Source organism: Actinosynnema sp. CS-041913 (assembly GCF_050942485.1).
Classification (GTDB): Bacteria; Actinomycetota; Actinomycetes; order Mycobacteriales; family Pseudonocardiaceae; genus Actinosynnema.
The window spans coordinates 9,035,546-9,060,653 of record NZ_CP192037.1 but is presented as its reverse complement, the minus strand read 5'-3'; the positions used below and the strand labels follow the sequence as shown (position 1 = coordinate 9,060,653).

Here is a 25,108-nt window from a genome sequence, read left to right as displayed (position 1 = left end):
ACGGTCAAGTGCGCAAGCTGGTCGGTGTGACGACGCCCAAGCTGCTCGCCGCCCGCGCGGGCGTGGCCGAGCGTGCCGTCCAGTCCCGCCACCTGCGGCGGGTCTGGGGGCTGCCGGGCACCGTGCTCGGCTCGGCAAGCTGGCCGGTGGACTGGCCCGGCAAGCTGCACCTCCGGTTCGGCTACTGGTGGCAGGCGCACCTGCTGGACTGCGTCCTCGACGCGCAGCTTCGCTCGCCCACCGTCGCGCGGCTCGACGTCGTCCGGCGGCTGGTGCGCGGCATCCGGGTGCGCAACCTCGTCGGCTGGACGAACGACTTCTACGACGACATCGCGTGGCTGGGACTGGCGTTGCAGCGCGCCGCCGCGGCCGGTGTCGCGAAGCCCAAGGCCGTCGACGCCATCGCGCGCAGGCTGCGGGACGGGTGGACCGACCACGGCGGCGGCGGGATCTGGTGGCGGCGGAACGACGACTTCAAGAACGTGCCCGCCAACGGCCCGGCGGCGATCTTCTTCGCCCGGCTCGCGGAAACCGGTGGCGCGTACGGGGATCTCGGTCGCGCGCGGTCCATCGTGGACTGGATCGAGGACCACCTCAGGGACGAGGGGACCGGTCTGTACTGGGACGGCCTGCACGTCGACCCGGACGGGTCCATCCGGGAGGTCGAGAAGACCATCTACACCTACTGCCAGGGCGTGGTGCTCGGCGCGTGCGTCGAACTCGGCAGCGCGCAGTACGCCGACCGGGCCGCCCGCCTCATCACGGCCGTGGACGAGAACCTCGCAACCGGGGGCGTGCTGCGCGGCCACGGCGGCGGTGACGGCGGGCTGTTCAGCGGGATCCTGATGCGGTACCTGGCCCTCGCGGCGGTGCGGCTCGACCGGCCGGAAGCCGCTACGGCGGCCGAACTCGTGTTCGCGTCGGCGGAAGCGGTGTGGGAGAACCGGACCTCGGTGGTGAGCGGTCCGCTGTTCAGTCCGGAGTGGACGGAGCCCGCCGGCGAGCCGACGAGGACCAGTGCGGAACGGGACCTGTCCGTCCAGCTCGGCGGGTGGATGGCGCTCGAAGCGGCGGCTTCGTTGGAGCGCAACGGTTTCACGGCGCCACGGCGGTGATCCACGACAGCAGCGCCGCCGCGTCGATCCGGAACCGCTCGGGCGAGTCGTCCGCCACGGACTCCAGCAGCGCGTACCGGTCCACGCCGTCGCGCGCCAGCTCCGCGAGCACCGGGCGCCACAGGTCCTCCCGTGCCGCAAGGGAAAGCCGGTCGTCGGCCGCGTTCCGCGAGAACACGTGCGCGGTGGTCAGCCTCGGCAGCAGCGTGCGCACCTCCTCCACGGCGCTCGCCACGTCCTGCGCACCGCGCGGCTGCCAGCACGGCGCCACCGAGCCGTGCCCGACCTCCGCGTACAGGCGGGTCGCCGACTCCAGCGTGTCGGTCAGCGTGTGCCGGCGGTAGTCCACCGCGATCCGGACCCCGTAGTCCTCGGCCCGCTCCGCCGCGTCACGGATCGCTTGCACCACAACGGAACGCTGCTCCGCCGACGTCTCGGCCGACCCGCTGTCCCCGGCCCGCACCCGGACCTGCGGCGCGCCCAGCTCCGCCGCCGTGGCCACGACGCCGGACCACTCCGCGCGATCCGTCACGCCCGCCCGGTAGCGCGAGCCGTACGACGGGACGGTCAACCCCGCGTCCGCGCAACGGTTCCGCGCGTCCCGCGCGGCCGGCAGGTCGTGCAGCGGCACGTGCACCCCGCCACCCCACTCGACGGCCCACAACCCGCACGACCGCGCCAGATCCACCACTTCGGGAACGGAGAGCGCACGGAAGGTCACCGAAACCAAGCCGGGTACCAACACGGGCGCAACGGTACTAGGGACACCCGCACGATCGGCGGTGTTTGAGCGCGGGCGGCAGCCGGATCGTCTCCGGCGCCCGCTCGGGGTCCGCGATGCGCGCCAGCAGCAGCCGCACCGCCGTCCGCCCGATCTCCTCGACGGGCTGCGCCATGGTGGTCAGCGGCGGGTCGACGAGTTCGGCCCACTCCACCTCGTCGTAGGTCACCAGCGCCAGGTCGGCGCCGATCCGCACGCCCCGCGCGCGAGCCGTGCGCAACACGTCCATCAGCACCTGGTGGTCGCTCACCACGACCGCCGACGCCCGCCCCAGCAGCGGGTCGAGCGACCGCGTGACCAGCTCCTCGTCCCACGCCAGGCCCGCGCGGCCCAGGCCCAGCCGGTAGCCGAGCATCCGCTCGTCGGTGGTCGCGAGCCCCGGCGGTCCGGTGACGAGGCCGATCCGCCGGTGTCCCTGCTCCGCCAGGTGCCGCACCAGCGTGGAGGTGGCCTGCACGTTCTCCGGACCGACCTGGTCCAGGTCCTGCGCGACGGTCAGCCGGTCCACCAGCACCGTCGGCACACCCATCCGGCGCAGCTCGGGCAGCGCCGCGGACCCGGCGGTGGGCGTGAGCAGCACCCCGTCGACCCGACGCGACCGCAGCATCCGGACGGCCGCCTTCTCCGACTCGGCGGAGTCCCGCGTGTCGATCAGCACCAGCGTGTAGCCGGCCCGGGTGGCTTCCCCCTCGATGGCCGCGATCAGCTCCGCGAAGTACGGGTGCGACACCAGGGACACCGCGAGGCCCAGCGATTTCGTGCCGCCGGTGACCAGCGACCGCGCGATGGCGTCACCCGTGTAGCCGGTCTCGTCGATCGCCTTCAGCACCCGTTCCCGGGTGCTCGACGCGACCGACCGCGTCTGGTTGATCACGTGTGAGACCGTGGTGATGGAGACGCCCGCCAGCGCGGCGACCTCCTTCATGGTGACCATGGACGTGCCCCGTTCGGCCTACGCAAGCGATTGCGGGAACCCTACCGGTGTTCACTCGCGGTTGCTGCGTCGGCACGCGAAGCAGCGGCACAATGACACGGTGGAATTCGACTACCTGGTCGAGCGGGCCCGGTCCCTGGCCGAGGCCGGGGAGCGGAAGCTGCTGGGTATCGGCGGTGCGCCCGGCTCGGGCAAGTCGACCCTGGCGCGGCGGCTGGTGGACGCGCTGGGCGGGGTCGCGGCGCTGGTCGGGATGGACGGGTTCCACCTGGCGCAGCGGGAGCTGGAGCGGCTCGGCATCGCCGAGCGGAAGGGCGCGCCGGACACGTTCGACGTCCCCGGCTACGTCGACCTGCTCGGCCGGCTCAAGGCGTGCGGGCCGGACGTGGTCTACGCGCCCGAGTTCCGGCGGGAGATCGAGGAGCCGGTGGCGTGCGCCGTGCCGGTGCCGCCGGACGTGCCGCTGGTCGTGACCGAGGGGAACTACCTGCTGATGCGGTACGACAAGTGGCAGCGCGTGCGGGTGGTGCTGGACGAAGCCTGGTTCCTGCTGATCGACGAGGACCTGCGGGTGGCCCGGCTGATCGACCGGCACGTCCGCTACGGGCGGTCGGTGGAGGAGGCGCGGGACCGCGTGCTCAACGGCCCCGACCACGTCAACGCGCTGCTGGTCAACGCGTCCAGGTCCACCGCCGACCTGCTCATCACCGAGGTGCGCTAGTTGCTCGGCGAGCTGATCTCCTCCTCGACCGGCTTCCGCATCTCCTGCCGGTACCGGAAGAGGCCGTACGCGGTGCCGACGACGAAGAACGCCACGCTCGCGATCACGGCCACCGTCTGGAGCCACGGCACGGCCGTCAGCAGGCCCGCGCCGTAGTACCCGGCCAGGACCAGCGTCGGCACCCAGGCCAGCGCCCCGATGGTGGTCGCCAGCATGAACCTGCGCGGGTCCATCCGGGCCGCGCCGGCGATCATCGGGGCCAGCGTCCGCACCCACGGGATCCACCGCGCGAGCACGATGGCCCAGAAGCCCCGGCGGTCCAGGAAGTCGCGGGCCTTGGCGAGGTTCTCCTTGTTGAGCACCTTGCCGCCGCGCCGGGCGAGCAGCCTGGTCCCGGTGTGCCGGCCGATGTAGTAGCCGATCTGGTTGCCGACCACGGCCACGATCATGGCGGCGACCGAGAGCAGCCACGCGCTCAGCTCGCCGTCGTGCTGCGCGAGCACGACGCCGGCCGCGAACAGCAGCGAGTCGCCGGGCAGGAAAAGGCCGAAGATGAACGCGCACTCGAAGAAGACGAAGCTCAGCGTGATGAGCCACACGGCCAGCGGGCCTGCGGTCTCCAGCGGAGCGAATGCGACAGCTTCGGACGTTGCGGACAACACGACGCCACCCTACGTGGGCTGCCGCCACCGGTAGAGCCACTCCGGGCTAACGCTTGTCGAAAGCTGGGCGACCGGTTCGCTGCGCAGCCACTCGTGCACGGTGCGTTCCGGCGGCTAGCGTGAGGGCATGGAGGCGTTGCTCGCCGAATTGCGCGCGGCCGTGGGTCCGGGTGCGGTGTTGACCGATGCCGACGTGACGTCCGCCTACGAGCGCGACATGATGCCGCTCGCGCCTTTCGGGCAGCCCTTGGCCGTGGTCCTGCCCACGTCCGCCGAGCAGGTCCAGGCCGTGGTCCGGGCCTGTGCCGCGGCCGGGACGCCGATCGTGCCGCGGGGCGCGGGCAGCGGGTTGTCCGGCGCCGCCAACGCCGTTGCCGGGTGTGTGGTGCTGGTCACCACGAAGATGAACGGCATTGTCGAGATCGACCCCGACAACCGGCTGGCCGTGGTGGAGCCGGGGGTGGTGAACCTCGACCTGCGCGGCGCCGTGGAGAAGCACGGGCTGTTCTACCCGCCCGATCCGTCGAGTTATGACTGGTGCACCATCGGCGGAAACCTGTCCACCAATGCGGGCGGGCTGTGCTGTGTGAAATACGGGGTGACCACCGACTCCGTGCTGGGCCTCGAAGTGGTGTTGGCGGACGGCTCGCTGTTGAAGACCGGTCGGCGCACGGTCAAGGGCGTCGCCGGGTACGACCTCACCAAGCTGTTCGTCGGCAGCGAGGGCACGTTGGGCGTCATCACCCGGGCGACCTTGGCGCTGCGCCCGCTGCCGCAGGCCCCTTCGACGCTCGTGGCGACGTTCGACAACACCGCGGACGCGGGTGCGGCGGTGGCCCGGGTCGTGCGCGAGGGCGTGGTGCCGTCGCTGATGGAGATCATGGACCGGACGTCCATCGAGGCCGTCGAGCGGTACCTGAAGACGGACCTGAACGCGGGTGCGGCGTTGTTGATCTGCCAGTCCGACGCCGGCGGGGAGGCCGCGCGGCGCGAGCTGGCCGCCATCGAGCAGGTGTGCGTCGACTCGGGCGCGGACCTGACGTACGCCACCGACGACCTGTCGGAGGGCCGTGACCTGCTGACCGCGCGCCGGGCGGTGTTGACGGCGCTGGAGGTCTACGGCGCTTGGCTGACCGACGACGTGTGCGTGCCCCGGACGCGGATCGCCGAGCTGATCGCCGGGTGCGAGCTGATCAGCGCCGAGGTGCGGCTGCGGATCGCGGTGGTGGGGCACGCCGGCGACGGCAACATGCACCCGACGATCGTGTACGACCCCGGTTCGGAGGACGAGTTCGCGCGGGCGCGGGAGGCGTTCGACCGGATTCTGGGGCTGGGGCTGTCCCTGGGCGGGACGGTGACCGGCGAGCACGGCATCGGCCGGATCAAGCGTGACTGGCTGGCCACCGAGATCGGCCCGGTGGGGCTCCGGGTCCACCGCGAGATCAAGAAGGCGCTGGACCCAGGGAACCTGTTCAACCCCGGCTCGATGTTCAGCCCCTGACCTCGTGTTCAGCCCCCGGCCCGGTGTTCAGCTCGTGAACGGGCGGGCCATGGCGGTGAGCAGGCTGTGCCGGGCGTCGTCGTTGCCCAGTTCCCACATGAACGTGCCGAGCAGCCCCCGGTGCTTGGCGTACCGGGCCCGGATGCCGATCGAGCGCGGGTCCTCGAAGCTCACGAACTTCCGTTCGGCCGCGTGGTAGAGCCAAGGCGACTGCGCCACGGGGTGCCAGTGCTCGCGCCAGCCCGGTGTCGCCTTCAACCGCTGCACCGCGTCCACCCCGTCGACCCAGAACGTGCTCTCGTACGGCTGGTACAGCCCGTGGTCCGGGCCTTCCGAGCGCACCTGGAAGCCCCGCCCGTAGAACGGCGTGCCGAGCACGAGCTTCCGCGGTGACACGCCGTGCTTCAGGTAGTAGTCGACGGCGCCGGCCACGTTGTTCCAGCGCCGGTCCGCGGCGGGCATCGGGTCTTCGCGGACCTCACGCAGCGGGGCGTTGAACGTGGCCACCGGGGAGAAGCTGGTGCCCATGTCGTAGGTCATCAGCGTGATGAAGTCGAGTTCCCGGCCCAGCGCGCCGAGTTCGAAGCTCCGGGCCGGGTCGTAGGAGCCGTCGGTCTGCAACCGGCCGGTGGGCAGGGCCGCCGTGACGAGCGCGCCGCGGGGCAGTTGGCGGCGGAACTCGCGGACCAGCAGGGTCATGTTGCGCTTGTCCGCCGGCCGGTCCGTGATCTCGGTGGGGCCGCCGTAGACCGGGAACTCCCAGTCGACGTCCACGCCGTCGAAGACGCCCTTGTGCTGCTTGAAGAACCGGTCCACGCAGGACCCCACGAACGCCTGCCGCGCCGCGCGGGTCAGCGCCGCGTCGGAGAAGCCGCCCGCGCCCCAGCCGCCGATGGAGATCAGGGCCTTCAGCGACGGCTTGCGGCGCTTGAGGTCCGTGATGTCGGCGAAGTCCTTGGCCGCGGTGGGGGCGTTGAGCGCGCACCGGCCGTCCTCGATCGTGGAGAACGCGTAGAACAGGTGCGTGACGGGGGTGTCCGACGGGATCTGCGAGATGGGCTTCGACCCGCTGTACCAGTTGCCGTAGTACGCCCCGATGACGGCGCGCGGGCCGGCCGCCGTGGCCGCTGCGGGCACCGTCGTGCCGGTCGCCAGGAGCAGGAGGACCGCGCACGCGGTCAGCGCATTACGGAGCACCCCTCAACTGGTACAGACCAATGAGGGGCGCGGTCAACCGCTGATCAGCCGAGCACGGCCGGGAACGGCCGGGAAACCGGCCGTCAGTCGAGGCGCTTGAACTGCTGCGTGATGTCGTCTGCCTCCTGCGCGAGCACGGTCTTGCGCTCCCGCCGGGCCTTGATGACCTCGATGATGATCGGGACGATCGAGATCAGCACGATCAGGATCAGCATCATTTCCAGGTTCTCGCGCACGAACGGGATCTGGCCCAGGAAGTAGCCCAGGACCGTGAGCCCCGCCGCCCACGCCACACCGCCGACGAGCGAGTACGTGAAGTACTTCCGCGCGTCCATCCGGCCCACGCCGGCCATCGCCGTGATGAACGTCCGCACGATCGGCACGAACCGCGCCATCACGATCGCCCGCGCGCCGTACTTGTCGAAGAACTCGTGCGTCTTGTCGACGTACTCCTTCTTGAAGATCTTCGACTCCGGCTTGTTGAACAGCGCCGGTCCCGCGCGCCAGCCGATCCAGTAGCCCACCACGTTGCCCACCAGGGCGCAGACCGTGAGCAGCAGGCACACCAGCCACAGCGGGTAGTCCAGGACGCCGTTCGCCACGAACAGGCCCGCCGTGAACAGCAGCGAGTCGCCGGGCAGGAAGAACCCGACCAGCAGACCGCACTCGGCGAACACGATGAAGCACAGGCCGACCAGCATGTACGGCCCGAGTCCTTCGAGCAGCTTCTGCGGGTCCAGCCACTCCGGGCCGAGGGCGAGCGAGGTGGAGGCGAGCGCGACCGTCACGCGAACCACCGTACAGGCTCAGCGGAGCGTGATCACCGCCACGACCGTTCCGGCCGCCAGCCCGAGCAGCACGGCGAGCAGCAGCACCCACCCCGCGCCCGGCGCCGGCCGGGCCGGGCGGAACGTCGGGGCGGGCACGCTGCCGGTGCTGGTGGCCTGCGCGCGCAGGGCGTCGGCCACCAGCCGCTCGTGGTCGTCGGGCACGCCGGTCAGTCTTTCACCCACTCGCCCCGGCTCATCACCTCGTGCGGCCGGAACTCGGTGTCCAGCACCACCAGGTCGGCGGCCAGGCCGGCCTTGATCTCGCCGGTCCGGCCGGCCAGGCCGAGTAGCTGCGCGGGCCGGGTCGAGGTGGCGTTGACCGCCTCCGCGACGGTCAGGCCGCAGGACTGCACGGCGTTGCGGAACGCCGCGTCCATGGTGAGCGTGCTGCCGGCCAGCGAAGCGCCGCCCGCGAGCGTCGGCACGCCGTCCACGACGCGCACCTCCAGCCCGCCCACGTCGTACACGCCGTCGCCCACGCCCGCCGCCGCGATCGCGTCGGTGACCAGGACGGTCCGCCCCACGCCCGCGTGCCGGGCGGCCAGCCGGACCGCCGTCGGGTGCAGGTGCACCAGGTCGCAGATCAGCTCCACGGTGACCCGCTCGTCGTCCAGCAGCGCGCCGATCGGACCGGGCTCCCGGTGGTGCAGCGGGCGCATCCCGTTGAACAGGTGCGTCGCCACCCTCGCTCCGGCCTCCACGGCGGGCCGGATCTGGGCTTCGGTCGCGTCCGTGTGGCCGATCGCGGCCAGGACATCGTTGTCGACAAGCTGGCGGACCGCCTCGACGCCGTGCTCCAGCTCCGGGGCGATGGTGACCATCCGGACCGTGCCGCGACCGGCTTTGAGGAGCTGGTCGACCGAGTCCGGGTCGGGCGGGCACAGGATGGCGGGATCGTGTGCTCCGCAGCGGGCGGCCGACAGGAACGGCCCTTCCAGGTGGATGCCCGCGACCACGCCGTCCTGCACCAGCTCGGCCAGCGCCTTCACCTGGTCGGCGAGTTCCGGGATCGGGCGGGACACCAGGCTCGCCAGCATCGTCGTCGTGCCGTGCCGGCGGTGCGCGGCGGCGGCCTTGCGCACCCGGTCCGGATCGGCGCTGGTGAACGCCTCACCACCGCCACCGTGGCAGTGGATGTCCACGAACCCCGGCACCAGCCAGCCGCCTCCCAGGTCCGTGGTCGGGCCATCCGGGGCGGCCCCCTCGCCGACGGCGGCGATCATCCCGTCGCGCACCGCCACCCAGCCTCGGTCGAGCACTCCGTCGGGCGTGACGACCCGACCACCGGTCAGGGTCACGTCCACCGGTCCACCCCACGTGCTCATCTCTCCTCCAGCATGTCGATGGCCAGCAGCGCGGCGCCGAGGCAGCCGGCCTCGTCACCCAACGCCGCAAGCCGCAGTTCCGGACGCCGCTGGAAGGTGATCAACCCGTCCAGCCGGTCCCGCAAGGGATCCGTGAGCAGCGGCCCGGCGAGCGCGAGACCACCGCCCAGGACCACCGCCTCCGGACCCAGTAGAGCCGCTACCAGCAGAATGCCCCTAGCCAGGGCATCCACCGCTTCCTGCCACACGGTCACCGCGTCCGGGTCGCCCGCTCGGACCAGTTTCGCGACGTCGGCGGCGCCGCTGACCGGCTGCCCGGTCCGCTCGGCGTACCGGCGCGCGATGGCCGCGGACGAGGCCCGAGCCTCCACACAACCCGTTTGGCCGCAGCCGCACGGGTCGCCGTGGCCGACGTCGACGTGGCCGATCTCGCCGACGCTGCCGTCACCCCGGTAGATCCGCCCGTCCAGCACCAACGCCGCCGCGATACCCGTGCCGATCGGCATGATCACCGCGTCCTGGAGCCCCCGGGCGTTCCCGATGCGCAACTCGGCCAACCCGCCGGCCCGCACATCGTGCCCGAACGAGGTCTTCAACCCGGTCCGGGCCTCGACCTGCTTGACGAACGGGAAGTCCTGCCAGCCCAGGTTGGCCGAGTACACGCCGATGCCGTTGTCCTCGTCCACGACACCCGGGACGACCAGGCCGACCGCCTCCACGTCGACACCGGCACGCAACTCCTCGACCAACGAGACCACTTCATCGACCACCGCCTCGGCATCCCGGGTGGTAGCCCGACGCCGTTGCTTCACCGCTCGCACTTCGCGAGCGGTGCCGGCCACCAGAGCGGCCTTGGTCTCAGTACCGCCGACATCGACGGCTATCACGTGTCTAGTGCGCGCCACGAGGACCGATAGTGCGGCATCCCACCGCCATTGGTCTATACCAAGTGCACGATTCCCCCACCCGGTACAACATCCGCCCACCCTCCGCACCCGCCACAACACACCAGCCCCAACCCCCGGAACCCACCCAAACCCCCCCACCCCGTTCACACACCCACAACACCAACCCGACCGCCCGGCCAGAAGCACAAGCCGACCCACCAGCAAGAAGCCTGCGCGAGCACAAAGAGGGGCCTCGTGTTCTCCCCGTATGGCCTGCCCGCAGGGCTACCGCGCTTGTCCAGGGAGCGCAAGCACGCTTTTCGCTTGCGCTCCCTGGACAAGGGTGGTGGTCTTTGACAAGTCATGCGGGGAGAACGCGACGCCTTGCCCTTCCCTCCCCGGAGGCCTGCCAAGCGGCGAGCGTCCGCTTTTAATCTTTTGAGACGAAGAGCGGACGCGATCGCGCTTCGACGAAGAGCGGCGCTCGCCGCTGGGCAGGCCGCCAAGGATGATCACAAAAGCAGGACTCGGGCGTCGTGCCATCCCCGTATGGCCTGGTCAAAGACCACCACCCTTGTCAAGGAGGTGCAAGCGAAAAGCGTGCTTGCACCTCCTTGACAAGCGCGGTTCCCTGCGGGCAGGCCATACGGGGATGACACGCAGCCCAACCGGGGGTGTGCGCGCTGCGCGCGCCACTGCTGAAGCGTGGGTGTTGCGTGTGGCGTGCTTAGGCGGTGTGTTGTTAGTTGCCGGCCATGATTTTCTGCAAGGCGTCCAGGGCTCTGCTTGCCGTGCTTTTCACGGTGCCCTTGGAGATGCCTGTCGCTTCGGCGATTTCCGCTTCCGAGAGGTCTCCGTAATAGCGCAGCACCAATACCTCGCGTTGGCGGGGCGGTAGCTGGGAGAGTGCCGCGACGACCGCCTGGTGTTCGGCCGTCAGCATGGCGAGGCTCTCCGCCGAACGGGCGTTCGCCACGTGGGGTGGGGTGTAGTCGCGGGCTGTCTTGCGTCTGCGCAGCACGCTGCGTGAGCCGTTGACGACGGCGGTGCGCAGGTAGCCGACTGCCGCTTGGGCGTCCCGGAGGTTGGACCAGTTCCGGTGGAGGCCGGTGAAGGCCTCCTGGACCACGTCTTCCGCCGTGGCCGGCTCGTCCACGAGGAGCAGGGCCAGTCGGACGAGCCTCATCCGGTGTTGGCGGTAGAGGTCCTCCAGTGTCAACGGGCCGGTGGGGGGTGGGGCCACGCCGTCTTGGATGCGCAGGTTCGTGAGCGTGTCCTGCACACGCGCGATGCCGCCGCTGTTCTGTTCCGGACCGACCACGGAAAAGACGGTACCTCGTCGGCGGGTAGCTTCGAGGGCAGCGTTGGTCTCAGTCGGCGTTGGTCCCAGGTGGAGGTGGACGGTGGCCCGGTTCGTGGTCGAGTTGGTGTTCGGGGACAACCAGGATGAACGGGTGGCGGTCCGGCCGGCGCACCGGGACTACCTGGCGACGTTGGTCGAGCAGGGCAAGTTGCTGGTGTCCGGGCCGTACGCGGACCAGTCGGGAGCTGTGCTGGTCTACGACGTCGCGGATGAGGCCGAGTTGAAGGCGGTGCTCGCCGCCGACCCGTACACGCCCGCCGGTGTGGTGGCCGAGACGCGCGTGCACGAGTGGCAGCCGCTCATGGGTGTCTGGCTCTGACGCTGTCTACGGGGCTCTAGCTCCAGCGCTAGCTGTCCACGGGAGTCCGGCTTCAGCGCCGGCTGTCCACGGAGCCTGGCCCTACCGCTTCTTGGGCGCGGGCTTCTTCAGGCCCGCCGCCTGGCCACCGGGTCCGACCAGGCTGGGCAGCTCCGATCGGTCGCCGTTCGCCATCTCCCGGTCGGCGGCGGGCACCTGGCCCGCCGCCTGCTGGTCCACCACCCTCGGGGTGAACGCCCGGAAGATCTTCAAGGCGCCGACCCAGCCGGGCACGTGCACGGCCTTGGACCGGCGCTCGATGGCCCGGACGACGCCCCGGCCGACGTCGGACACCGGGTACTTCTTGCCGGCCAGTCCGGGCATCCCGCTGCGCAGCGGGCCGAACACCGGGTGCTGGTCGGCGCTGTTCACCATGTCGGTCGAGATCCACGAGAAGTACGCGACGCCGACGTCCACGCCCAGGTGCTTGACCTCCGCGCGCAGGCTGTCCGCGAACGCCTCGCAGCCCGCCTTGGCCGCCGAGTAGGCCGCGTTGCCGGGGATGTGCACGATCGCGGCCAGCGACGACACCACCAGGCAGTAGCCCCGGCCGGCGATCAGGTGCGGCAGGCACGCGCGGACGGTCCGCCACACGCCGAGCAGGTTGACCTCGATGACCCGTTCGAACGCGGCCGGGTCGATGGACCGGACGAAGCCGGTCGCGGCGATGCCCGCGTTGGCCACCACCACGTCGATGCCGCCGAAGTGCTCGACCACGCCGTCGACGGCGGTCTCCAGCGCCTGCCAGTCGGTGACGTCGGCCTCCCACGCCCGTCCACCGCACTGCTCGGCGACCTCGCGCAGCTGATCGCCCTCCAGCCCGACGAGCGCCACCTTCGCGCCCTTGGCGGCCAAGCGGCGGGCCACCTCCGCGCCGATGCCCCTCGCCGCGCCGGTGATCAGCACAACTTTGCCCGCAACGTCCACGGTGACCTCCTCGAACGGGTTCGCCTGGAGGTCACCGTAACGCAACTTACCGTCAGTAAGCTACTGCTGAGTTAAGTCACTTGGACAAGGGTTCCCGGTCGGGTCACGAGGCGGTGGGATCGCTCGCGGCGGTCAGCTTGGCCATCTCGTCGGCCTTCAGCTCCAGCTCCAGCGCGGGCAGCAGGTCGGCCAACTGCGCGACGGTCCGCGCGCTGGCAATGGGCGCGGCGACGGTCGGCCGGTCGGCGAGCCAGGCCAGCGCCACGGCCGCGACCGTGGTGTCGCGCGCGGCGGCGACCTCGTCCAGCGCGGCGAGAATCCGCAGGCCGCGGTCGTCCAGGTACTTGGACGCGGCGGTCGCGCGCACGCTCTCCACGGCCACGCCCGGCCGGTACTTCCCGGTCAGGAAGCCTCGCGCGAGCGACCAGTACGGCGCGGACGACAGCCCGGCATCGGCGACGGCGGCCGACAGTTCGCCCTCGTAGGACCGGTCCACGAGGTTGTAGTGCTGCTGGAGCGCCACATACCGGGCGAACCCCTCGCGCTCGGACACCCGGAGCGCGGAGGTCAACCGCGCGGCGGTGAAGTTCGACGCCGCGATGTGCCGGACCTTGCCCGCCTTCACCAGCGCGTCGAACGCCGCCAGCGCCTCCTCCTGCGGCGTCTCCAGGTCGTCCTGGTGGGCGTAGTACAGGTCGATGTGGTCGACACCCAACCGGGTGAGCGAGTTCTCGACGGCGGTGGCGATCGTCGCCGGCTTCAGGTTGTCCAGCCCGCCCACGCCGAGCATCCCGACCTTGGTGGCGACGACGACCCGGTCCCGGTTGCCGCGCGCCCGCAGCCACCGGCCGATGATCGTCTCCGACTCGCCGCCGACGTGCCCCTGACCCCATGCCGAGTACACGTCGGCGGTGTCCACGAAGTTGCCACCGGCCTCGACGTACGCGTCGAGCACGGCGAACGACGCCTCTTCGTCCGCCGTCCACCCGAACACGTTGCCGCCCAGGCTGAGGCGGGACACGTCGAGGTCGCTGGTTCCCAGTCTCGTCATGGGGCGAAGCCAACCCGAAGAACACCGATCGCGCCGAACGTCACAGCCTGGACTAAATGGTGGGGCGGACAGGTTGCCGTGGTCGACCCCGAGTTTCGAGAGGAGTCGGAATGACCGTGGAGCTGGGCAGGTTCGGCGTGTGGGCCATGGCGAGTAGCTGGGAAGGGCGGGCGGACGCCGCGGCCGGGCTGGAGGAACTCGGTTTCGGCACGTTGTGGCTGGGCGCCGCGCCGGACGGCGGCGTCCTGGGGCTGGTGTCGGAGCTGCTCGACGCCACCGACCGGCTGGTCGTGGCGACCGGCATCCTCAACGTGTGGACCACCCCGGCGGCCGAGGTCAACGCGGGCTACCGCGACCTGGCGTGGACCGACCGGTTCCTGGTCGGCATCGGCGCGAGCCACCGGGAGAACCTCGGTGAGGTGTATCACAGCCCGTACCAGAAGCTGGTGCACTACCTGGACGAGCTGGACGTCCCCCGCGACCGCCTCGCCCTGGCCGCCCTCGGCCCCCGCGTGCTGCGCCTGGCCGCCGCGCGCACCAGCGTCGCGCACCCCTACCTGGTGACACCGGAGTACACCGCACGGGCTCGCGAGACGATCGGCGCGGGCACCGTGCTCGCGCCCGAGCAGCACGTGGTGCTGGAGGAGGACCCGGCGAAGGCGCGGGAGATCGGCCGGCAGAACCTCGGCTACTACCTGACGCTGGAGAACTACGCCAACAACTGGCTGCGCAACGGCTTCACCGAGGACGACCTGCGGGACGGCGGCAGCGACCGGCTGGTCGACGCGCTGGTGGCGTGGGGCTCCGTGGACCGGGTCGCGCGCCGGCTGCGCGAACACCACGAGGCGGGGGCCGACCACGTGTCCGTGCAGCTCCTGGGCGAGCGGCAGGACACGTCCGAGGCGTTCCGCGAGCTGGCCGCCGCGCTGGCGGAGCAGCCGTGAGGCCCGGGGCGGCGCGGAACCGCCCCGGGGATCGGACTAGTCGGAGACCTCGACGCCGTGCCAGAAGGCGAGGTGGCCCTTGATGTTGGCCGCCGCCTCCTTGGGCTCCGCGTAGTACCACGCGGCGTCGGGGTTGTCCTCACCGTTCACGTGCAGGGTGTAGTAGTTCGCCGTCCCCTTCCACGGGCACACCGACGTGGTGTCCGACGGCCTCAGGAAGTGGGTGTGCACGGACTCCAGGGGGAAGTAGTGGTTCCCCTCCACCATCTCCGTCTTGTCGCTCTCGGCGATGATCTCGCCGTTCCACCGTGCGATCGCCATGGCTCCACTATGCCGGTGATCGACTTCTCTCGCCGGGCGGTGCCCGTAGGATGCTGCGCGACACCGCGTTCCGGGCACCCGAGGAGGACCACCGATGCCCATCGCAACCCCCGAGGTCTACGTCGAGATGCTTGACCGGGCCAAGGCGAACGAGTTCGCCTACCCCGCGATCAACGTCACCTCGTCCGAGACGCTCAACGCGGCGCTGCGCGGCTTCGCGGAGGCCGAGAGCGACGGCATCATCCAGGTCTCGACCGGTGGTGCCGAGTTCGCCTCGGGCACCAAGGTCAAGGACATGGTGACCGGCGCGGTCGCGCTGGCGGAGTTCGCGCACGTGGTCGCCGAGAAGTACCCGGTGAACATCGCGTTGCACACCGACCACTGCCCGAAGGACAAGCTGGACGGCTACGTCCGCCCCCTGGTCGCGATCAGCCAGGAACGGGTGGACCGCGGCCTGAACCCGCTGTTCCAGTCGCACATGTGGGACGGCTCGGCCGTGCCGCTGGACGAGAACCTGAAGATCGCGGCGGAACTCCTGGAGGCCGCCGCCAAGGCGCGGATCATCCTGGAGATCGAGGTCGGTGTCGTCGGCGGCGAGGAGGACGGCGTCGCCAACGAGATCAACGAGAAGCTGTACACCACGCCCGAGGACTACCTGAAGACGGTGGAGGCCCTCGGCACCGGTGAGAAGGGCCGCTACCTGGTGGCCGCGACGTTCGGCAACGTGCACGGCGTCTACAAGCCGGGCAACGTGAAGCTGCGCCCGGAGATCCTGAAGCAGGGTCAGGACGTGGTGGCCGGGAAGCTGGGCCTGGCCCCCGGCTCGAAGCCGTTCGACCTGGTGTTCCACGGCGGCTCGGGCTCGCTGCTGGAGGAGATCCACGAGGCGGTCTCGTACGGCGTGATCAAGATGAACATCGACACCGACACGCAGTACGCCTTCACCCGCCCGATCGTGGGCCACATGTTCGCCAACTACGACGGCGTGCTCAAGGTGGACGGCGAGGTCGGCAACAAGAAGGCCTACGACCCGCGCAGCTACCTGAAGGCAGCCGAACAGGGCATGGCCGCCCGCATCGCGCAGGCGTGCGAGCACCTGAAGTCCTCGGGCCGGATGATCGCCGGCTGACCCCCGATCGTGTGAAACGGCTCCCTCCTCCGTGGAGGGAGCCGTTTCGTCTTCGAGGTCCTGATCAGCCGAAGTCGAGAGTGGCCGGTGCCAGACGGCCGACCACCGCAGCGGATAGGTGGGTATTGCCCACTTACCCCGCTGGGGGTATCGTCGTTTCTGCACCTGACATGAGGTGAGGAGGGCACATGTCGGTACTCGACGACTTCCGGCCCGTCGCCGAAGTGACCGCTGACGAACGCGCGCGGGTGGCTGTCGGCAAGGCCGGTGCGCACAAGAACGACCGTTACGCGGTTTCCGTCAACGCTGACGGCGCGATCCTGTTGACTCCGTTGGCCAGCATCCCGAAACGCGAACTGGCGGTCTGGGAGAACGAAGAACTGCGCGCCTCCTTGTTCCGTGGCCTGGCGGATGCGGCAGAGGGCAACGTGCGGCGTCTGGACTGGGTCACCGCTGACGATGAGGATGCCGAAGACGCGTGAGCGCTCCACCGTTCGTCCTGCTGTACACCCGTGAGGCCGAGAATGTCATCGAAGATCTCCGGTCCAAGCAGCAGTACGCGCCGAAACTCCAGAAGGTCCGCAAAGCACTTCGCCTGCTGGAGCAGGCCGGGCCGCGTCACCCCGGCCTGCACTCGCACGACTACAAGTCGGTTCCGGGGCCGGATGGTGCCACGTTGTGGGAGTCGTATGTCGAGAACAAGACGCTGTCCGCATGGCGCATCTGGTGGATCTACGGTCCTGGTGATGGTCAGCTGACCGTGATCACGATCGGTCCTCATCCGTAGGCGCGGGCGTGCGCGGCGGAGCTGCCGGGTTCGAGGCTGGGCGGTGGCGTGGTGGATCATGGTGCTACCGTGGTAGTACTCGAAGGCCTACCCTGTCGTTATGGCGGTAGAGAAGTTGAGCGTGTCCCTGCCCGACACGGTGACCGCGCGGGCTCGGCGGGCGGCCGAGCGGGCGGGTGTGCCGTTGTCGACGTGGCTGGCGGAGGCGGCGGAAGCCGCTGCGGACCTGGCCGAAGCCCAGGCCGCTGCCCAGGAGTACGCGGCGAGGTTCGACGAGCCGGATCCGGAGGAGCTGGAGCGGATCCGCGCTCAGCTCGCCGAGGCCGGCGTTGGCGCGCCCGAGTCGCCGGAGGACACGGCGGCGAGGACCGCGGCGCTGGCGCGGTTGCTCGGGTTGCCGAACGAGAGGCGAGCGGGTTGACCACGCGCGGCTTGATCCTGGATGCCGGTGCGCTGATCAACGTCGAGAGAAACCCCAGAGGGCGCGTATACGGAGCATGTCGTGACGCGCTGGAAAAGGGCACGCCCGCACTGTTGCCCACAGTGGTGTTGGCGCAAGTGTGGCGGGCGACCCCTCGGCAGGCGCCGGTGGCAATGCTGCGTCGGATGTGCAGATCTGTTCCGTTCAACGAAGACGTCGCGGAAGCGGTCGGCCGGTTGCTCGCCTTGGCCGGTACCGCGGATGTTGTCGACGCGGCAGTCGTCATCGGGGCGATCAGCCACGGGTGTGCGGTGATGACCTCTGATCCCGGTGACCTGGGGAAGCTCGCCGACGCGGCCGGGGTGCGCCTGCCACTCGTCGTCGTCTGACCTGTGGTCGACACCGGTCAGCCGGTCTTCCCGTACATCCGGCACACGGCCGCGTCGACCATCTCCTCCTGCGCGGCGGCGGCCTCGGGGGTGCGCAACCCGTAGGTGGTGGTGGCCAGCACGGTCACGGTGCGGCGGCCGGTGCGGTCGGTGTAGTTGTGGCTGCGGTAGCCCGGGAAGCCGCCGGAGTGGCCCCAGACCGTGCCGCAGGGGGTGTGCACCTCCATCAGGCCCAGGCCGTAGCCGTCGTCGGAGCCGCCGCCCTGCGGAACGGCCGTCCTCATCTGCTCTAGCTGCGCCCGCGGGATCAGCCGGCCGGACATCAGGGCCGACAGGTAGACGTTCCAGTCGCGGGCGGTCGAGACCAGGCCGCCGGCCGCCCACGCCGCGCTGAGGTCGATGCCGGTCGTGTTCACGCGGTCGTGGTGTTGCGGGCCCGCGAAGCCCTCGCCGATGGGCGTGCCGGGTGGGAACAGCGGGACCAGGTGTTCGGCGTCCGGCTCGTAGCCGTGGGCGTGCCGGCCTTCGAACTCCTCGTCCGTCGGCAGGTAGGTGTCCTTGAGCCGCAGCGGCTTGACGATCCGCTGGGTGACCAGGTCGGTGTACCGCCGGCCGGTGATCTTCTCCAGCACCACGCCCAGCAGGGTGTAGTTGGTGTTGCTGTAGTTCCACCGCTCCCCCGGCGCGAACAGCGGCGGGTGGGCGAACGCCACGGCCAGCAGGTCCGCCGGCCGCCACGGGCGGGAGGTGCGGCCCAGCAGCAGCTCCAGGGTGGCCGCGTCGTTCAGGAAGTCGAACAGGCCGCTGGTCTGGTTGAGCAGCATCCTCAACGTGATCGCCGACGCGTTCGGCACGACGCCCGGCAGCCACCTCCCGACCGGGTCGTCGAGCCCGGCCCGGCCCTCGGCGACGAGCTGCAACAGGATCGTCGCGGTCACGGTCTTGGTGTTGGACGCCATCCGGAACTCGTCGTCGGCCGCCAGCCGGTGGTCGCTCACCGACCACCCCGCCTGCCGCACGATCTCCACCGGCCGGCCGCGGCCGTCGTCCACCCGCACCACCACGCCGGGCACGCCCGCGTCCACGAACCGCTGGGCCGTCCGGGAGAGGTCGCGCGGACCGGCGTCGGCGGCGCCCGCCGTCGCCACGGTCAGGGCGACCGCCAGGACGGCGGCCAGGGCAGCGCGTGGTCGGAAACGTCGGGTCATCGGGGATCCCCCAGGTTCGATCGACAGGAGCGTGATCAATCCTGGGGAATCCCGGCGCTCCGCCGAAGCCGGCGGGCACCCGTCCTCAGAGGGGGTTTGCCCCCACCCGGAAGGGCCGGCCCGCCGCAGGCTCCCAGCGGCGCGCCACCAGGTCGCCGACCGTCCACAGCACGCTGAGCACCACGAACGTCGCCGCCGCCGACGGGTAGAAGATCGGCGGGGCCGCGTCGAGCGCCTGCTGCGCCCAGATCCCGCCGTAGCCGAGGCCGGTGACCGCCGCCGAGCCCAGCACGGCCGCGACCGGCGCGGGCACCCGGCCGAGGTGCGCCGCGTCCACGGCCAGCCCGATCAGCACCAGGAACAGCGGCACGGCCGACAGCGGGAAGTCCGCGCCCGCCAGCAGCGGCCAGATCAGGCACCGGTAGGCCACGTACCCGGCGGCCACCGCGGTCGCCGCCCACCGCCTGCCGATGGTCCGCCGCGCCACCACGAGCACCAGCGCCGCCGCGATCAGGCCCCACACCGGGTAGACCCAGTCGGGGATGGGCAGCGAGAACTGCACGATCGACTCGCGGTCCACCGGACGCCCGATCTGGTCCGCCGCGAACTGCAGCAGGATCGGCTCCGCGTACGGGTCGCCCCGGTCCCACGACGCGATCTCCAGCACGCCGTACTCCTGGTGCTGGTTGGGGAACCACATGTTCTCCAGGAAGAAGAACCACAGCGCGGCCAGTCCGGGCACCCGCCACCGCGACTCCGGGTACGACCGGAGCCACCCGCGCAGCGCGCCCGCCAGCATGATCGCCGTGCCCAGGTACAGCAGGGCGTGCGAGCCGCTCCACGACGTGATGTCCAGGCCGTTGATCCGGTGGTTGATCAGGTCGATGGGCAGCGCCACCAGGAAGATGCCGGTGCCCCACTGCATCAGCCGCAGCGCGCGCCGGTCCGCCCCGTACCCCGTGTACGTGTGGAAGAGCGTCAGCCCGACCACGAGCACCGTGCCGAGCGTGTTGATCATGTGGGGCGGCGCCAGTTCGTCGCGCAGCCACTTGAAGTGCCACGCGACGTCCCAGGACGACCCGAGGAGCTTCAGCAGCAGGCCGAGCAGCCAGAGCTGGTACAGGCCCGCGACCAGCGCGGGCGGGGTGTCCCGCCCCGGCTCGCCCCGGTCCCAGTACTGGTCGCGGAACTGCGCGACGCGTTCGGTAACCCCCGTTTTCACCCGCCCATGATGCGTCCCGGGTGGGTGGTCGGGAAGGGTGACCCGCCCTGGTATTTCCCCGAGTGTCCCCTAGGGGGCGGCGGTGACCAGCGCATTCCTGGGTCGGCCGGCGCGAAAGGGTGACGAGCATTGCTCTGTTCGGTCCAGCACGGCAAGGTGCGGGCCTGAGAGTTCGCTGAGAACACGAGGAGTGCCGATGATGGGCAAGAAGGTCGTCGCCGGGCTCGTGGCGACCGCGCTGGTGCTGGCACTGGTCGCTGCCGCGGCCCGGGTATTCCTATCCTGAGCACATGGAAAACCTGCTCGGCCCTGATTCGACGCTGCTGCCCGACCGGCCGGAGGCGCAGGCCGCCGCCGAGGCGGGCACCGATCCGGCCAAGATCGTCCGCGCCTACCCCGACTTCAGCGAGGCCTGGGCGCTGCTCGCCGAGCGCGCCCTCCAGACCGGTGACCCGGTCGCCGGGTACGCGTTCGCCCGCACCGGCTACCACCGCGGTCTCGACCAGCTCCGCCGCGCCGGCTGGAAGGGCTTCGGCCCGGTGCCCTGGTCGCACCGGGGCAACCAGGGCTTCCTGCGGGCCCTCGCCGCGCTGGCCCGCGCCGCCGACGAGATCGGCGAGGCGGAGGAGTACGAGCGCTGCCGGAAGTTCCTCGCCGACAGCGACCCGGCCGCCCCCGCCGCCCTCGGCCTGGGCTGACCCCCGTGGGCGCCGTGCGCGACGAGGTGACGCGCAGGCTCAAGCGGTGGCAGAGCACGGCCTTGCCGATCGGCCAGGCCGCGCTCGCCGCGGGCCTGTCGTGGCTCGTCGCGACGGCGGTGGTGGGGCACGCGCACCCGTTCTTCGCGCCGATCGCGGCCGTGGTGTGCCTGGGCGTGTCGCTCGGGCAGCGGCTGCGGCGGGTGGTGGAGCTGGTGGTCGGCGTGTCCGTCGGGGTCGGCGTCGGCGACGTGCTGATCTCGCTGATCGGCTCCGGGCCGTGGCAGATCGCGCTGGTCGTGGCCCTGGCCATGTCCACGGCGGTGCTGCTGGACGGCGGCGCGGTGATCGCGTTGCAGTCGGGCTCGTCGGCCGTGCTGGTGGCGACCCTGTTGCCGCCCAGCGCGGGCGGCGGGCTCGACCGGATGGTGGACGCGCTGGTGGGCGGCCTGGTGGGGCTCGCGGTGGCGGCGCTGCTGCCCGCGAACCCGCTGACCGTGGCGCACCGGCAGGCCAAGGTGGTGTTCGGCGAGCTGACGGCCGCGCTGCGCGGCGTGGCCAAGGCGGTCGAGGAGGAGGACGCCGTGCAGGCGGCGGGCGTGCTGGCGCGGCTGCGCGGCAGCCAGGAGGCCGTGGACGACTTCAAGACCGCGTTGCAGACCGGCGGCGAGATCGCGACCATCGCGCCGATCCGCTGGCGTCGGCGGGACGAGCTGGGCCGCTACCGGGCGACCGCCGCGCCGATCGACTACGCCCTGCGCAACACCCGGGTGCTCGCGCGGCGGGCGTCGGCGGCGTTGCGGTACGAGGAGCAGGTGCCCGAGATCCTGCCGGACGTGCTGCGGCAGTACGCGTCCGCGCTCGACCTGCTGCGCACCGAACTCGCCCGTGGCGAGGAGCCGGTGCGGGCCCGTGCGGCGATCCGGGACGCGGCGCGGGTGACGACGGCCCACCAGCTCGGCGGGGAGGGGTTCTCCACCAACGTGATGCTGGCGCAGATCCGGTCGGTCGCGGTGGACGTCCTGCAGGCCACCGGGTTGACCAGGGCGGAGGCAGCGGAGTCGTTGCCGCCCTTGACGCGCAAGGGCGACAACGACATCTAGCCCGCAAGACCCGCGCCGATCCTTGCGCGCAACACCGGCAACGACGCTTGGCGCGCAAGGCCCGCGCCGACATCCAGCCCGCGAAGACCGGCCACGACCCTCGGCGCGCGGAGTGCGCGGAGGTCAGCCGAGGGGGCGGTGCAGCACCCCGAGGAGCACCTCGTGCACGGCGGCGTGGTCACGCGGGTCCACGATCCGGCACGAGGCTCCGGTCACGCCGTACCACTCGTCCGCCCCCTCGTAGCGCACCTCCGCCCGCAGCACGCCGTCCACCAGCGTGGTGCGCAGCTCCAGGTCGCCCGTGACGACGCCGACCTCGTCGGTCATCACGCCACCGGGCCCGGCCACCAGCGGGGACGAGTAGTCGGCCATCAGCACCTTCCGAGCATGGACTGCAACGCGGTCTTCTCGCCGGAGTTGACCTTCAGGCCCCACCGGTACTTGGTGTGCACCCACATCTTGGCGTAGGTGCACCAGTACGAGCTGAGCGGCGGCTTCCACAGCGCCGGGTCCTGGTCGCCCTTGGCCTGGTTCACGTTGTCCGTCACGGCGATCAACTGCGGCCCGGCGAGGTCGTTGGCGAACGACTGCCGGCGGGAGGTGGTCCACGACGCCGCGCCGGACCGCCACGCCTCGGCCAGCGGCACGATGTGGTCGATGTCCACATCGGACGCCGCGCTCCAGGTCGCCCCGTCGTACGGGCTGTACCAGCGGCCGGACGTGGCGGCGCAGTTGGCGTCGGTGACCACGTTCGTGCCGTCGCGCTTGAGCACCGTCTCGCGGGTGTTGCAGGCGCCGGAAACGGTGCTCCAGTGCGGGAACAGGTCGCGCGAGTAGCCCGTCATCGAGCCCTCCGTCGCGACCGTCAGCGACGCCAGTTCGGAGTTCGCCGTGGCGGCGCTGGGGATGCCGGGCGGCGTGGCCGCCGCGGGCGTGGCCAGGCCGAGGGCGAGCGCACCAGCCAGGAGCAGGGGGATCGGGAATCGCGCGGCTTTGTTGACCGTTGACATAATTCCGACCTTCCTAGTTGGAAGCTGTCGGAATTACCTTGGGCTAATTATCCGGCTTTCTCAATGCTTCGGAGTGACACTCGAATGGCTTATGGATAAACCCTTTGTTACTGCAATCCCCTCACCAGCCGAAGATCCTCCGTGTGGCGGTACCAGGTCCACTTGCCCATCGGTCGGGGGTGCGCGACGCCGTCCAGCGTCACCTGCACGGGCAGGCAGCCGAGTTGGAACGCACGCCCTTCGGTGGTCCGCACCTTCCGCGTGAAAAGCCTCTTGTGAATCACGCTCACCAGAAGGCCCAGTCCGTTGTCCGGGTCGGGCGTCACTTCGAGCCGGCTCGCCTGCCCGCGCAGCACCACCGTGTCGTCCGCGTACCCGACGCCGCGCACCGGGCCGAGCGAGCCGAGCCCGAGCAGCACGCCGCCCACGTCGTCCCGGACGAGTGGCACCCGGTCGGGGTCACCCGACAGTGCGAGGTCGAGCGCGCGGCCGGGGTCCGTCGGCAGGCCCCACACCCGGGCCACGTCCGAGTCCGGGTCGGCCGGCACGTACCCGACCGCGACGCGGTCGAGCCGCTCCGTCCGGAGCAGCCGCAGCACCACCGCGTTCAGGTCGGCGTCGGTGCCGTGCACGATGAGACGTCCATCACCCAAATCCGCGAAAACCGGGTCCACCTCGGCCTTTCCCGGCCTGGCGGGCACCTGGCGCACCTCGAACCGGTCACCGTCAGTGATCACCGGCGACTGCGAGTTTCCGCAGGCCAACACGATTCCGCGCACGTTCATCTCCTGGTCTACCCTCAACCACCGGCAAGTGACGGCTGCGCCGTCGTAGGCTCCGCTCTTACCCGTCGAACCGCTTGGAGTTTCACATGCCGGCCGTAGTGCTGATCGGCGCCCAGTGGGGCGACGAGGGCAAGGGCAAGGCCACCGACCTGCTCGGTGAGCGCGTCCAGTGGGTGGTCCGCTACCAGGGTGGCAACAACGCCGGGCACACCGTCGTGCTGCCCGACGGGCAGAAGTTCGCCCTGCACCTCATCCCCTCCGGCATCCTCACCCCCGGCGTCACCAGCGTGATCGGCAACGGCGTCGTGGTCGACCCCGGCGTGCTGCTGGACGAGTTGGCCGGCCTCCAGGACCAGGGCGTGGACACGTCCCGCCTGCTCATCTCCGCCGACGCGCACCTGATCATGCCCTACCACGTGGCGATCGATAAGGTCACCGAGCGCTACCTGGGCAAGGCGAAGATCGGCACCACCGGCCGCGGCATCGGGCCGTGCTACCAGGACAAGATCGCCCGCGTCGGCGTGCGCGCGCAGGACGTGCTGGACGAGAAGATCCTGCGGCAGAAGGTGGAAGCCGCGCTGGACTTCAAGAACCAGGTGCTGGTCAAGGTCTACAACCGCAAGGCGCTCGACCCCGAGCAGGTCGTGGACAGCGTGCTGGAGCACGGGGCCAAGTTCTCCTCCCGCATCGCCGACACCCGGCTGCTGCTCAACCAGGCGCTGGAACGCGGCGAGACCGTGCTGCTGGAAGGCTCGCAGGGCACCCTGCTCGACGTCGACCACGGCACCTACCCGTTCGTCACGTCGTCCAACCCGACCTCCGGCGGCGCGAGCGCGGGCTCGGGCATCGGGCCGACCCGGATCACCACCGTGATCGGCATCCTCAAGGCGTACACGACCCGCGTCGGCTCCGGTCCGTTCCCGACCGAGCTGCACGACGAGATGGGCGAGCACCTGCGCAAGACCGGTGGCGAGTTCGGTGTCACCACGGGGCGTTCGCGGCGGACCGGCTGGTTCGACGCGGTGATCGCGCGGTACGCGTCCCGGGTCAACGGCATCACCGACTACTTCCTGACCAAGCTGGACGTGTTGTCCGGCCTGGAGAAGGTGCCGGTGTGCGTCGGCTACACGGTCGACGGCGAGCGCGTGGACGACATGCCGATGACGCAGACCGACGTGCACCACGCCATTCCGGTGTACGAGGAACTGCCGGGCTGGTTCGAGGACATCAGCCACTGCCGGACGTTCGAGGAACTGCCCGCGAACGCCCGTGCGTACGTGGAGCACCTGGAGTCCATCTCGGGCGCCCGCATCTCCGCGATCGGCGTGGGTCCGGGTCGGGACCAGACGATCGTGCGCCACGACATGTTGGCGTGAAATAGCTTCGTGCGAAGTGCCTCCGGAGCCGATGTTGTCGGCACCGGAGGCACTTTCATCATT

The 25,108-nt window shown here is 70.8% G+C and carries 30 protein-coding genes; 13 read left to right on the top strand and 17 right to left on the bottom strand.

Annotation, left to right across the window (positions count from 1 at the left end):
- Positions 1-26: 26 nt before the first annotated feature.
- Positions 27-1,115, top strand: a complete 1,089-nt coding sequence (locus ACQPZF_RS41110) for a glycoside hydrolase family 76 protein (RefSeq protein WP_433266533.1) — start codon at positions 27-29, stop codon at positions 1,113-1,115.
- On the opposite strand, the gene ACQPZF_RS41105 is transcribed toward ACQPZF_RS41110, so the two are convergent.
- Positions 1,096-1,860: a sugar phosphate isomerase/epimerase family protein gene (locus tag ACQPZF_RS41105; RefSeq protein WP_433266531.1), complete on the bottom strand. Its 765-nt coding sequence runs from the start codon at positions 1,858-1,860 to the stop codon at positions 1,096-1,098. The genes ACQPZF_RS41110 and ACQPZF_RS41105 overlap by 20 nt on opposite strands.
- Positions 1,861-1,873: 13 nt before the next feature.
- Complete coding sequence (locus ACQPZF_RS41100) at positions 1,874-2,830, bottom strand: LacI family DNA-binding transcriptional regulator (protein WP_433266529.1); 957 nt, start codon at positions 2,828-2,830, stop codon at positions 1,874-1,876.
- Here ACQPZF_RS41100 and ACQPZF_RS41095 point away from each other — a divergent pair.
- A complete protein-coding gene (locus ACQPZF_RS41095) occupies positions 2,787-3,551 on the top strand; it encodes a nucleoside/nucleotide kinase family protein (protein ID WP_433266527.1) in 765 nt (254 codons plus the stop codon). The two genes, ACQPZF_RS41100 and ACQPZF_RS41095, sit on opposite strands and share 44 nt — an antisense overlap.
- Here the strand turns inward: ACQPZF_RS41095 and ACQPZF_RS41090 are convergent.
- A complete protein-coding gene (locus ACQPZF_RS41090) occupies positions 3,548-4,213 on the bottom strand; it encodes a DedA family protein (protein ID WP_433266525.1) in 666 nt (221 codons plus the stop codon). The genes ACQPZF_RS41095 and ACQPZF_RS41090 overlap by 4 nt on opposite strands.
- A gap of 127 nt (positions 4,214-4,340) precedes the next feature.
- Here ACQPZF_RS41090 and ACQPZF_RS41085 point away from each other — a divergent pair, with 127 nt between their 5' ends.
- Complete coding sequence (locus ACQPZF_RS41085; RefSeq protein ID WP_433266523.1) at positions 4,341-5,714, top strand: FAD-binding oxidoreductase; 1,374 nt, start codon at positions 4,341-4,343, stop codon at positions 5,712-5,714.
- A 27-nt stretch (positions 5,715-5,741) separates the two neighbouring features.
- Here ACQPZF_RS41085 and ACQPZF_RS41080 read toward each other — a convergent pair whose 3' ends face one another.
- The 6 genes from ACQPZF_RS41080 to ACQPZF_RS41055 all read right to left on the bottom strand — a co-directional run bounded on the left by ACQPZF_RS41080 (position 5,742) and on the right by ACQPZF_RS41055 (position 11,274).
- The gene (locus tag ACQPZF_RS41080) at positions 5,742-6,911 is read right to left on the bottom strand and encodes a glycoside hydrolase family 18 protein (RefSeq protein ID WP_433266520.1); all 1,170 of its coding nucleotides are present in this window, start codon (positions 6,909-6,911) and stop codon (positions 5,742-5,744) included.
- Between the two features lie 83 nt (positions 6,912-6,994).
- Positions 6,995-7,708 carry a DedA family protein gene (locus ACQPZF_RS41075; protein WP_433266518.1) on the bottom strand — a complete coding sequence of 238 codons (714 nt, stop codon included), beginning with the start codon at positions 7,706-7,708 and terminating at the stop codon, positions 6,995-6,997.
- Between the two features lie 9 nt (positions 7,709-7,717).
- Positions 7,718-7,924 (bottom strand): hypothetical protein, encoded by a 207-nt coding sequence (locus tag ACQPZF_RS41070; protein ID WP_433266516.1) that lies wholly within the window; start codon positions 7,922-7,924, stop codon positions 7,718-7,720.
- Complete coding sequence (gene nagA / locus ACQPZF_RS41065) at positions 7,909-9,066, bottom strand: N-acetylglucosamine-6-phosphate deacetylase (RefSeq protein WP_433266515.1); 1,158 nt, start codon at positions 9,064-9,066, stop codon at positions 7,909-7,911. Before nagA ends, ACQPZF_RS41070 begins: the two co-directional genes overlap by 16 nt.
- Positions 9,063-9,953, bottom strand: coding sequence for an ROK family protein (locus tag ACQPZF_RS41060; RefSeq protein WP_433274948.1), 891 nt, complete (start codon positions 9,951-9,953; stop codon positions 9,063-9,065). Before ACQPZF_RS41060 ends, nagA begins: the two co-directional genes overlap by 4 nt.
- A gap of 742 nt (positions 9,954-10,695) precedes the next feature.
- Positions 10,696-11,274, bottom strand: coding sequence for a SigE family RNA polymerase sigma factor (locus tag ACQPZF_RS41055; protein ID WP_433266513.1), 579 nt, complete (start codon positions 11,272-11,274; stop codon positions 10,696-10,698).
- 82 nt (positions 11,275-11,356) lie between these two features.
- Between ACQPZF_RS41055 and ACQPZF_RS41050 the strand changes: the two genes are divergently transcribed.
- Positions 11,357-11,635, top strand: coding sequence for a YciI family protein (locus tag ACQPZF_RS41050; RefSeq protein ID WP_433266512.1), 279 nt, complete (start codon positions 11,357-11,359; stop codon positions 11,633-11,635).
- A gap of 81 nt (positions 11,636-11,716) precedes the next feature.
- On the opposite strand, the gene ACQPZF_RS41045 is transcribed toward ACQPZF_RS41050, so the two are convergent.
- Complete coding sequence (locus ACQPZF_RS41045) at positions 11,717-12,646, bottom strand: SDR family oxidoreductase (protein WP_433266510.1); 930 nt, start codon at positions 12,644-12,646, stop codon at positions 11,717-11,719.
- A gap of 58 nt (positions 12,647-12,704) precedes the next feature.
- On the bottom strand, positions 12,705-13,652 hold the full coding sequence (locus tag ACQPZF_RS41040) for an aldo/keto reductase (protein WP_433266508.1): 948 nt from the start codon (positions 13,650-13,652) through the stop codon (positions 12,705-12,707).
- A gap of 110 nt (positions 13,653-13,762) precedes the next feature.
- Here ACQPZF_RS41040 and ACQPZF_RS41035 point away from each other — a divergent pair, with 110 nt between their 5' ends.
- Entirely contained in the window at positions 13,763-14,596 is an 834-nt protein-coding gene (locus ACQPZF_RS41035; protein WP_433266506.1) for an LLM class F420-dependent oxidoreductase, read from the top strand.
- 36 nt (positions 14,597-14,632) lie between these two features.
- Here the strand turns inward: ACQPZF_RS41035 and ACQPZF_RS41030 are convergent, their stop codons facing one another.
- On the bottom strand, positions 14,633-14,917 hold the full coding sequence (locus ACQPZF_RS41030; protein ID WP_433266505.1) for a DUF427 domain-containing protein: 285 nt from the start codon (positions 14,915-14,917) through the stop codon (positions 14,633-14,635).
- A 94-nt stretch (positions 14,918-15,011) separates the two neighbouring features.
- On the opposite strand from ACQPZF_RS41030, the gene fbaA reads away from it, so the two are divergent.
- From fbaA to ACQPZF_RS41005, 5 genes are all read left to right on the top strand, one after another.
- On the top strand, positions 15,012-16,046 hold the full coding sequence (fbaA, locus tag ACQPZF_RS41025; RefSeq protein WP_433266502.1) for a class II fructose-bisphosphate aldolase: 1,035 nt from the start codon (positions 15,012-15,014) through the stop codon (positions 16,044-16,046).
- Between the two features lie 188 nt (positions 16,047-16,234).
- On the top strand, positions 16,235-16,528 hold the full coding sequence (locus ACQPZF_RS41020) for a hypothetical protein (RefSeq protein WP_433266501.1): 294 nt from the start codon (positions 16,235-16,237) through the stop codon (positions 16,526-16,528).
- On the top strand, positions 16,525-16,833 hold the full coding sequence (locus ACQPZF_RS41015; protein WP_433266499.1) for a hypothetical protein: 309 nt from the start codon (positions 16,525-16,527) through the stop codon (positions 16,831-16,833). Before ACQPZF_RS41020 ends, ACQPZF_RS41015 begins: the two co-directional genes overlap by 4 nt.
- Before the next feature lie 100 nt (positions 16,834-16,933).
- Positions 16,934-17,254 carry a hypothetical protein gene (locus tag ACQPZF_RS41010; RefSeq protein WP_433266497.1) on the top strand — a complete coding sequence of 107 codons (321 nt, stop codon included), beginning with the start codon at positions 16,934-16,936 and terminating at the stop codon, positions 17,252-17,254.
- Positions 17,251-17,643: a PIN domain-containing protein gene (locus ACQPZF_RS41005; RefSeq protein ID WP_433266495.1), complete on the top strand. Its 393-nt coding sequence runs from the start codon at positions 17,251-17,253 to the stop codon at positions 17,641-17,643. Before ACQPZF_RS41010 ends, ACQPZF_RS41005 begins: the two co-directional genes overlap by 4 nt.
- Positions 17,644-17,660: 17 nt before the next feature.
- On the opposite strand, the gene ACQPZF_RS41000 is transcribed toward ACQPZF_RS41005, so the two are convergent.
- Both ACQPZF_RS41000 and ACQPZF_RS40995 read right to left on the bottom strand, forming a co-directional pair.
- On the bottom strand, positions 17,661-18,851 hold the full coding sequence (locus ACQPZF_RS41000; RefSeq protein ID WP_433266493.1) for a serine hydrolase domain-containing protein: 1,191 nt from the start codon (positions 18,849-18,851) through the stop codon (positions 17,661-17,663).
- An 85-nt stretch (positions 18,852-18,936) separates the two neighbouring features.
- Complete coding sequence (locus ACQPZF_RS40995) at positions 18,937-20,073, bottom strand: hypothetical protein (RefSeq protein WP_433266491.1); 1,137 nt, start codon at positions 20,071-20,073, stop codon at positions 18,937-18,939.
- Positions 20,074-20,363: 290 nt separating this feature from the next.
- Here ACQPZF_RS40995 and ACQPZF_RS40990 point away from each other — a divergent pair, with 290 nt between their 5' ends.
- Together ACQPZF_RS40990 and ACQPZF_RS40985 are read left to right on the top strand one after the other, a co-directional pair.
- Positions 20,364-20,771, top strand: a complete 408-nt coding sequence (locus ACQPZF_RS40990) for a DUF3151 domain-containing protein (protein ID WP_433266489.1) — start codon at positions 20,364-20,366, stop codon at positions 20,769-20,771.
- Positions 20,772-20,776: 5 nt separating this feature from the next.
- Positions 20,777-21,874 (top strand): FUSC family protein, encoded by a 1,098-nt coding sequence (locus tag ACQPZF_RS40985; RefSeq protein WP_433266487.1) that lies wholly within the window; start codon positions 20,777-20,779, stop codon positions 21,872-21,874.
- Between the two features lie 123 nt (positions 21,875-21,997).
- Here ACQPZF_RS40985 and ACQPZF_RS40980 read toward each other — a convergent pair whose 3' ends face one another.
- The 3 genes from ACQPZF_RS40980 to ACQPZF_RS40970 all read right to left on the bottom strand — a co-directional run bounded on the left by ACQPZF_RS40980 (position 21,998) and on the right by ACQPZF_RS40970 (position 23,669).
- Positions 21,998-22,246, bottom strand: coding sequence for a hypothetical protein (locus ACQPZF_RS40980; protein WP_433266485.1), 249 nt, complete (start codon positions 22,244-22,246; stop codon positions 21,998-22,000).
- Entirely contained in the window at positions 22,246-22,884 is a 639-nt protein-coding gene (locus ACQPZF_RS40975) for an HNH endonuclease family protein (RefSeq protein ID WP_433266483.1), read from the bottom strand. The genes ACQPZF_RS40980 and ACQPZF_RS40975 overlap by 1 nt, the downstream gene beginning before the upstream one ends.
- A 107-nt stretch (positions 22,885-22,991) precedes the next feature.
- Positions 22,992-23,669, bottom strand: coding sequence for a hypothetical protein (locus ACQPZF_RS40970; RefSeq protein WP_433266482.1), 678 nt, complete (start codon positions 23,667-23,669; stop codon positions 22,992-22,994).
- Positions 23,670-23,755: 86 nt separating this feature from the next.
- On the opposite strand from ACQPZF_RS40970, the gene ACQPZF_RS40965 reads away from it, so the two are divergent.
- Positions 23,756-25,045: an adenylosuccinate synthase gene (locus ACQPZF_RS40965; RefSeq protein WP_433266480.1), complete on the top strand. Its 1,290-nt coding sequence runs from the start codon at positions 23,756-23,758 to the stop codon at positions 25,043-25,045.
- Positions 25,046-25,108 lie beyond the last annotated feature (63 nt).

Coding starts and splice junctions, on each gene's coding strand:
- ACQPZF_RS41095 (WP_433266527.1), top strand. CDS start 2,787: ATGGAGACGCCCGCCAGCGCGGCGACCTCCTTCATGGTGACCATGGAC.
- ACQPZF_RS41100 (WP_433266529.1), bottom strand. CDS start 2,830: ATGGTCACCATGAAGGAGGTCGCCGCGCTGGCGGGCGTCTCCATCACC.
- ACQPZF_RS41085 (WP_433266523.1), top strand. CDS start 4,341: ATGGAGGCGTTGCTCGCCGAATTGCGCGCGGCCGTGGGTCCGGGTGCG.
- nagA (WP_433266515.1), bottom strand. CDS start 9,066: ATGAGCACGTGGGGTGGACCGGTGGACGTGACCCTGACCGGTGGTCGG.
- ACQPZF_RS41040 (WP_433266508.1), bottom strand. CDS start 13,652: ATGACGAGACTGGGAACCAGCGACCTCGACGTGTCCCGCCTCAGCCTG.
- ACQPZF_RS41035 (WP_433266506.1), top strand. CDS start 13,763: ATGACCGTGGAGCTGGGCAGGTTCGGCGTGTGGGCCATGGCGAGTAGC.
- ACQPZF_RS41030 (WP_433266505.1), bottom strand. CDS start 14,917: ATGGCGATCGCACGGTGGAACGGCGAGATCATCGCCGAGAGCGACAAG.
- fbaA (WP_433266502.1), top strand. CDS start 15,012: ATGCCCATCGCAACCCCCGAGGTCTACGTCGAGATGCTTGACCGGGCC.
- ACQPZF_RS41020 (WP_433266501.1), top strand. CDS start 16,235: ATGTCGGTACTCGACGACTTCCGGCCCGTCGCCGAAGTGACCGCTGAC.
- ACQPZF_RS41010 (WP_433266497.1), top strand. CDS start 16,934: ATGGCGGTAGAGAAGTTGAGCGTGTCCCTGCCCGACACGGTGACCGCG.
- ACQPZF_RS41000 (WP_433266493.1), bottom strand. CDS start 18,851: ATGACCCGACGTTTCCGACCACGCGCTGCCCTGGCCGCCGTCCTGGCG.
- ACQPZF_RS40990 (WP_433266489.1), top strand. CDS start 20,364: ATGGAAAACCTGCTCGGCCCTGATTCGACGCTGCTGCCCGACCGGCCG.
- ACQPZF_RS40980 (WP_433266485.1), bottom strand. CDS start 22,246: ATGGCCGACTACTCGTCCCCGCTGGTGGCCGGGCCCGGTGGCGTGATG.
- ACQPZF_RS40975 (WP_433266483.1), bottom strand. CDS start 22,884: ATGTCAACGGTCAACAAAGCCGCGCGATTCCCGATCCCCCTGCTCCTG.
- ACQPZF_RS40970 (WP_433266482.1), bottom strand. CDS start 23,669: ATGAACGTGCGCGGAATCGTGTTGGCCTGCGGAAACTCGCAGTCGCCG.
- ACQPZF_RS40965 (WP_433266480.1), top strand. CDS start 23,756: ATGCCGGCCGTAGTGCTGATCGGCGCCCAGTGGGGCGACGAGGGCAAG.